Below are 6,286 nucleotides of genomic sequence, written 5' to 3'. Positions count from 1 at the left end.
CCGGCGGGTGTCGACGACGGGTTGCGCATCCGGCTGGCCGGCGAGGGCGAGTCGGGCCTGCGCGGCGGGCCGGCGGGCGACCTCTACATCTTCCTGTCGATCAAGCCGCATCCGTTCTTCCAGCGCGACGGCGCCGACCTGTTCTGCCGCGTGCCGATCTCGATGGTGACGGCCGCTCTGTCGGGCGAGATCACCGTGCCGGTGATCGACGGCTCGCACACCTCGGTCCGGGTCCCGGCCGGCACCCAGACCAACAAGCAATTCCGCCTGAAGGGCAAGGGCATGCCGGTGCTGCGCTCGCGCGACGTCGGCGATCTCTACATCCAGGTCTTCGTCGAGACGCCGCAGAACCTCACCAAGCGCCAGCGCGAATTGCTGCAGGAATTCGACACGCACGGCACCCAGGCCGACAACCACCCGGAGAGCGCCGGCTTCTTCTCCCGGGTGAAGGAGTTCTTCGACGGCCTCAGCGGCTCCGGCCGCGCCTGATCGCCGTTGGCGCGGCTCCGGCCGCGCCCGAACGCACGAATCCGCGAACCGGAGCTGTGCTCGCGCGTTCTCCCGCGCGGTGGGATTGCGTGGTTCGCGGGTCTCGTGCGGGCGCTCAGGCTTGACGGCGGCGCGCCTTTGAACGACAGCCGTTCCCCAACCGACTTTCTTCGCGTGTTCAAGGGTCTTCGGTCTTGCCTTTGCCTCACCGATCCAGGGCCAAAGCCGTCGCGGTCTCGAGCCCGCTGCCCCACCCGCAGCCCCAGAAGAAGCGCGACATCCTGGAGGACGAGGCGCGGTTCCTGCGCTCGTGGTTCGAGCGGCCGCTGGTCACCGGCGCCGTGACGCCGTCGGGCCGCATGCTCGCGCGCACCATGGCGTCCTACGTCGATCCGCGCCTCTCCGGTCCGGTGATCGAGCTCGGGCCGGGCACCGGCCCGGTGACCGACGCCCTGGTGCGTCGCGGCATCGCGCAGGAGCGGCTCGTTCTCGTCGAGTACAACCCGGATTTCTGCAAGCTGCTGCGCCGGCGCTTCCCGAAGGCCACGGTGCTGCAGGGCGACGCCTACGACATCCGGGCCACCCTGGAAGGCGTGGTCGCCGAGCCGGCCTGCGCCACGATCTCGAGCCTGCCGCTCTTCACCAAGCCCCTGGAGCAGCGCCTCGACCTCTTGAGCGCCGCCCACGACCTGATGCACCCGGACGCGCCGTTCGTGCAGTTCACCTACGCGGTGGTGCCGCCGATCCCGGCCAAGTCCACCACCTACACCGCCAGTCGCTCGAACAAGGTCTGGCTGAACCTACCCCCGGCGCGGGTCTGGGTGTACCGCCGGCCCTGAGGGCCGCAGGTTGCACGAGTCCAGTCGGCAGCGTGGGGCGGTCCAACCCGCGACCTCATCCTGAGGTTCTGCCGCTCGTGGCAGCACCTCAGGATGAGGTCGAGAGTGGGATAAGCCGAAGCTTGCTTCAGCAACGCTACCCTATCAATGGCCCAGGATGCTGACGCATCGGGCCATTGATCCATCTCGAAGCTTTTGATGCCAAGCCCGGACGTCCGGGACCTTGGGCTTGACGAAGATTCGAGAACGGAACCAAAGGTCGTTGTCTTTCGACCGTTGGTATCACGCCTTGTCCCACTGGCTCTCGATGATGGTATAGACCTTGTCGCTGAGGTTGATGTCCATCTCGACGAGGCCGACCGTGGCCTTCACCCGGCTCAGGGTCTCGGCGAGTTCCAGCACCGGCTCGGGCACCCGGCGCTCGGGCACGGCCGGGCCTTCGAGCTTCAGCACGTCGGCCAGCATCGCCGTGTAGGCGCCCCAGAAATGCTGGTGGCCGATGACGTGGAAGCGCGACAGCGCCTCGATCGCCAGCGTCCAGTGACCCGGCTTCATCGCCTCCCCGGGAAAGGTGCAGGAGAGGTCGCGGGTGAGCGGGTTCTCCAGCCAGGTATAGGTGTCGAGGTCGATCCGGTCGAAGCTCTTGCGCAAGCCGGAGACGCTGCCGAGGTCGAGGCCGGCCGCGAAGGCACAGGGGCCCTGCAGGTGGTCGACGCGCCAGCTCTGGGCCGGGTCCTTGCCGATCTCCGCCATCCGGCGCAGCCACAGGATGCGCTTGGCCAGTTCGACGTACGGATCGACGACCAGGATCGTCTTCACGTAGTCGCCCGACTGGATCACGTCCTCGTAGCGCTTCAGCAGCAGACTGCCCTGCAGCAGCATCGAGTCGCTGTACTTGATGTCGATGATGCAGCGTAAGAGGTCGAAGTGGATGTCGTGGATGCCGAAATACGCCATCGCGAATTCCGGGAAGAGCATGTCGCGGGCGGCGTTGTCCTGGTTGATCGTGTAGTCGAGCGCGAGCACGCGGGCCGACCGGTAGGCGGCGCCGGCGCGGTGCCGGTAGAGCAGGATGTTGGTGTCGCCGTCGTAGATGTCGTAGCGCTCGACCTGATCGAGGCCGGGACAGCTCTCGCCGTTCAGCTTGAAGCCGCAGATGCCATGGGCATGCCAGCCGAACTCCTTCAGCTGCGGGTAGTGGACCCAGGCCTCGATCACGGCCTCCCGGGTCCGGTCCATGACCACGCGCAGGCGTGGCGTGCGGCGCATGTCGTCGGGGGCGATCCAGAGCTCGAAGCTCGCCGGGCCGACGACGTTGAAGTTGAATCGCATGCTGCTTGCTAGGCTGAAGACCGTGTCTCGGCAAGCGCGTCGGCGCGGGGTAGGGCCTGCTCCCGCGGCAGGAAAGGGCGGACGGGCCCGCCCTTGTGCGGTGGGCGACCGAAGAAGGGTTCTTGCGGCTCCGCCGCCCGCGGGTGTTGATGCGGGCATGTCCGACCTGTTCGCCTCCGCGGGCCTCGACCGCGACGCTCCCCGTCCCCTCGCCGACACCTTGCGGCCGACGACCCTCGCCGAGGTGGTCGGGCAGGAGCACCTGACCGGGGAGGGGGGCGCGCTGACCCGGCTCCTGCGCGGGCGCAACCTCGGCTCGCTGATCCTGTGGGGGCCGCCCGGCACCGGCAAGACCACGGTGGCGCGGCTCCTCGCCGGCGAGACCGACCTGCATTTCGAGCAGATCTCGGCGATCTTCTCGGGCGTCGCGGAACTCCGGAAAGTGTTCGAGGCGGCGCGCGCCCGGCGGGCGGGGGGCCGCGGCACGCTGCTCTTCGTCGACGAGATCCACCGCTTCAACCGGGCCCAGCTCGACGCCTTCCTGCCGGTGGTCGAGGACGGCACCGTCACGCTGGTCGGCGCCACGACCGAGAACCCGTCCTTCGAGCTGAACGCCGCGCTCCTCTCCCGCGCCCGGGTGCTGGTCTTCCGCGCCCTCGACGAGGCGGCGGTGGAGAAGCTCCTCGCCCGGGCCGAGGCGGTGACCGGCCGGACGCTGCCCCTCGACGGGCAAGCCCGCGCGGTGCTGGTGCGGATGGCCGACGGCGACGGGCGGGCGGCGCTCACCCTCGCCGAGGAGGTCTGGCGCTCGGTCGGGCCGGGCGAGACCCTGGATGCGGCCCTGCTGCAGGAGTTGATCCAGCGCCGGGCCCCCGTCTACGACAAGGCGCAGGAGGGCCACTACAACCTCATCAGCGCCCTGCACAAGACGATCCGCGGCTCGGATCCCGACGCCGCGCTCTACTATCTCTGCCGGATGCTCGATGCCGGCGAGGACCGGCTGTTCATCGCCCGCCGGCTGGTGCGGGCGGCGGTGGAGGATATCGGGCTCGCCGACCCGCAGGCCCTGGTGGTGGCGAACGCCGCCAAGGAGGCCTTCGACTTCCTCGGCTCGCCGGAGGGCGAGCTGGCCCTGGCGCAGGCGGCCGTCTACCTGGCGACGGCGCCGAAATCGAACGCGCTCTACACCGCCTACAAGGCCGCGACCCGCACCGCCAAGGAGCACGGCTCGCTGCCGCCGCCCCGCACCATCCTCAACGCCCCGACCAAGCTGATGCGCAAGCTCGGCTACGGCGAGGGCTACCGCTACGACCACGACGAGCCCAACGCCTTCTCGGGCCAGGATTACTGGCCCGAGCGCCTCGGCCGGCAACGCTTCTACGCGCCGACCGACCGGGGTTTCGAGCGGCGGGTCGCGGAGCGGCTGGACTGGTGGGAGGACGCACGAAAGTCCCGCCGGGACGATGCGATGTGACGATTTGGTGACGATCTTGCGCGAAATTGTACAGGCCGTCATGGGGCCTTCGCAGCCGCTTGTGACCGAAGGTCACTTCCGACCATGATGGCGGGCACCATGTCTCGCCTGGGTGGGAATCGTGATGACGACGCGCATTCTCTCGGTCGCCAATTGCAAGGGCGGCACGGGCAAGACGACGACCACGGTGAACCTGGCGGCCGAGTTCGGAAGCCGGGGTTTCCGGGTGCTCGTGATCGATCTCGATCCACAGGGACATAGCGGGCTCGGCTTCGGCGCGCTGGCGGAACTCGGCCACCCGAATGCCCATAGCCCGCTGCGCCGCAGGGGCGGCAGCCTCGACCGGGCCGTGCAGCCGACGGAAGAGGACGGGGTCGCGATCATCCCGGCCGACCGCAGCTTCAACGGGCAGATGGGCCACGATGACGGCCATTGCCTCGCCGAGGCCCTGGAGCCCCTGCTGCCGGATTACGACCTCGTCCTGATCGACGTGCCGCCTTCCGCCCGGGCGGTGATGATCTGCGCTCTCCTGCCGAGCAGCGGCGTGGTGGTTCCCACCACGCTCGACCCGCTCGGTCTCGACGGCGTGCGCCAGTTCGCCCGCTCGTTCCACGAGACGATGCTGCGGTTCCGCGCCGCGCCCCTGGGCCTGGCCATCGCCCCGATGCGGATCGACCTGCGCACCAACGTCGAGAAGGAGACCCTGGCCCAGCTGCGCACCGGTTTCGGCCCGGGCCAGATGGTCCGCGGCGTGCGCGTCGACGTGGCGGTGAGCGAGGCCTTCGCCCGGCGCCAGCCGCTTCGGCGCTGCCGCCCGCACTCCCGTGCCACGGTCGATTTCGCCGCGCTCGCCGACGACCTGGTCCAGCGCTTCGGCATCGAGCAGGGTGCGTTCCTCACCGACGCCATCGGCCGCAGCGAGGGATTCGCCCGCGCCGGCTCATGGGCCTGAAACTCGGGACCTGAAAATCCTGGCCTGAGCCTCCGGGCTTGAACATTCGAGCCCGGGATCGGCGCGTCGGCCGGGCCGGGTTGCGTGAATCGAGGGCCGGGATGAGGCGCCGGGCGTGACGGGCGCCGCCGCGGGTGCTACGAGCCGCCGCATGACGAAGCCTCCCTATCGCGGCGGTTCCGGGCGGTCGCGGACCGGCCCGGGCGGACCCGCCTCGGGCCACCCGCCGCGGGCCCGCACCGGACCGCGCAACACCGCGCGCGACGCCGCCGAGCGCGCCGCCGGCCTGGCCACCTCGACCCGCGCCGCCTTCGGCCGCGACATGAGCGACGCCTCCCCCTGGGAGCGGGACGAGGCGCCGAGCCGCGTGCCGGCCGGCAAGTTTCCCGCCAAGCCGAAACCGGACAAACCGAGATCCGACCGGCCGCGCGCCGGCGCGGTGGACCGGCCGGCCGGCCGTCCCCCGGCCCGGCCGCGCCGGCCGGAGCACGAAGGCGAGCGCCCGGATTCCGCCGAGGCCCCGCGGAGCCGCGCAGCCGTGGAGGCCAGAGCCCGGGCATCCGAGGCCCCGGCATCCAAGGCTCCCGCATCCAAGGCTCCCGCATCCAAGCCCCCGACCCGTCGCGCCTTGCGCGAGGCGACCGCCGAGGCGCTGGCCACCGGCGTGCAGACCCTCGAGGTGACGCCCGACGAGGCCGGGATGCGGATCGACCGCTTCCTCTCGGCCCGCTTCCCGCAACTGCCCTTCACCCGCATCCAGAGCCTGGTGCGCAAGGGCGAGCTGCGCGTGAACGGCAAGCGCGCCAAGGCCGCCGACCGGGTCGAGCCCGGCGCCAGCGTGCGCGTGCCCCCCTTGAGCCTGGAGGCGCGTCCGCCCGCCCCGAACTCGCCCCGGGCCGAGGGCGACCTCGCCTTCCTGCGCTCCCTGATCCTCTACGAGGACCAGGACATGATGGTGCTCAACAAGCCCTTCGGCCTCGCGGTCCAGGGCGGCTCGGGCACCACCCGCCACGTCGACGGCCTGCTGGAGGCGATGCGCGACAAGGACGGCCAGAAGCCGCGCCTCGTCCACCGCCTCGACAAGGATACGGCGGGCTGCCTCATCATCGCCAAGACCCGGCTCGCCGCCGCGACGCTGGCCAAGACCTTCCGGTCGCGGGCGGCGCGCAAGATCTACTGGGCGCTCGCCGCCGGGGTGCC

Annotated in this window: 6 protein-coding genes; 5 read left to right on the top strand and 1 reads right to left on the bottom strand. The window is 70.6% G+C overall.

The window, feature by feature from the left end:
• A partial coding sequence (locus VQ03_RS26030) for a DnaJ C-terminal domain-containing protein (RefSeq protein WP_048453824.1) occupies window positions 1-489 on the top strand: 489 nt, incomplete at its 5' end.
• Window positions 490-683: 194 nt separating this feature from the next.
• Window positions 684-1,328, top strand: coding sequence for a class I SAM-dependent methyltransferase (locus VQ03_RS26025; RefSeq protein ID WP_048453822.1), 645 nt, complete (start codon window positions 684-686; stop codon window positions 1,326-1,328).
• A 282-nt stretch (window positions 1,329-1,610) separates the two neighbouring features.
• Here VQ03_RS26025 and VQ03_RS26020 read toward each other — a convergent pair whose 3' ends face one another.
• Window positions 1,611-2,660 (bottom strand): hypothetical protein, encoded by a 1,050-nt coding sequence (locus tag VQ03_RS26020; RefSeq protein ID WP_048453821.1) that lies wholly within the window; start codon window positions 2,658-2,660, stop codon window positions 1,611-1,613.
• Between the two features lie 157 nt (window positions 2,661-2,817).
• Here VQ03_RS26020 and VQ03_RS26015 point away from each other — a divergent pair, with 157 nt between their 5' ends.
• The 3 genes from VQ03_RS26015 to VQ03_RS32250 form a co-directional block, all read left to right on the top strand.
• The gene (locus VQ03_RS26015; protein ID WP_048453820.1) at window positions 2,818-4,134 is read left to right on the top strand and encodes a replication-associated recombination protein A; all 1,317 of its coding nucleotides are present in this window, start codon (window positions 2,818-2,820) and stop codon (window positions 4,132-4,134) included.
• A gap of 124 nt (window positions 4,135-4,258) precedes the next feature.
• A complete protein-coding gene (locus VQ03_RS26010) occupies window positions 4,259-5,086 on the top strand; it encodes a ParA family protein (RefSeq protein ID WP_053078737.1) in 828 nt (275 codons plus the stop codon).
• Between the two features lie 151 nt (window positions 5,087-5,237).
• Window positions 5,238-6,286: pseudouridine synthase (locus VQ03_RS32250; RefSeq protein ID WP_048453819.1), on the top strand; the 1,049-nt coding region annotated here is incomplete at its 3' end.

This window comes from Methylobacterium tarhaniae, assembly GCF_001043955.1.
Classification (GTDB): Bacteria; Pseudomonadota; Alphaproteobacteria; order Rhizobiales; family Beijerinckiaceae; genus Methylobacterium; species Methylobacterium tarhaniae.
The sequence above is the reverse complement of the archived record's forward strand: the minus strand, read 5'-3'. Positions and strand labels throughout refer to the sequence as shown.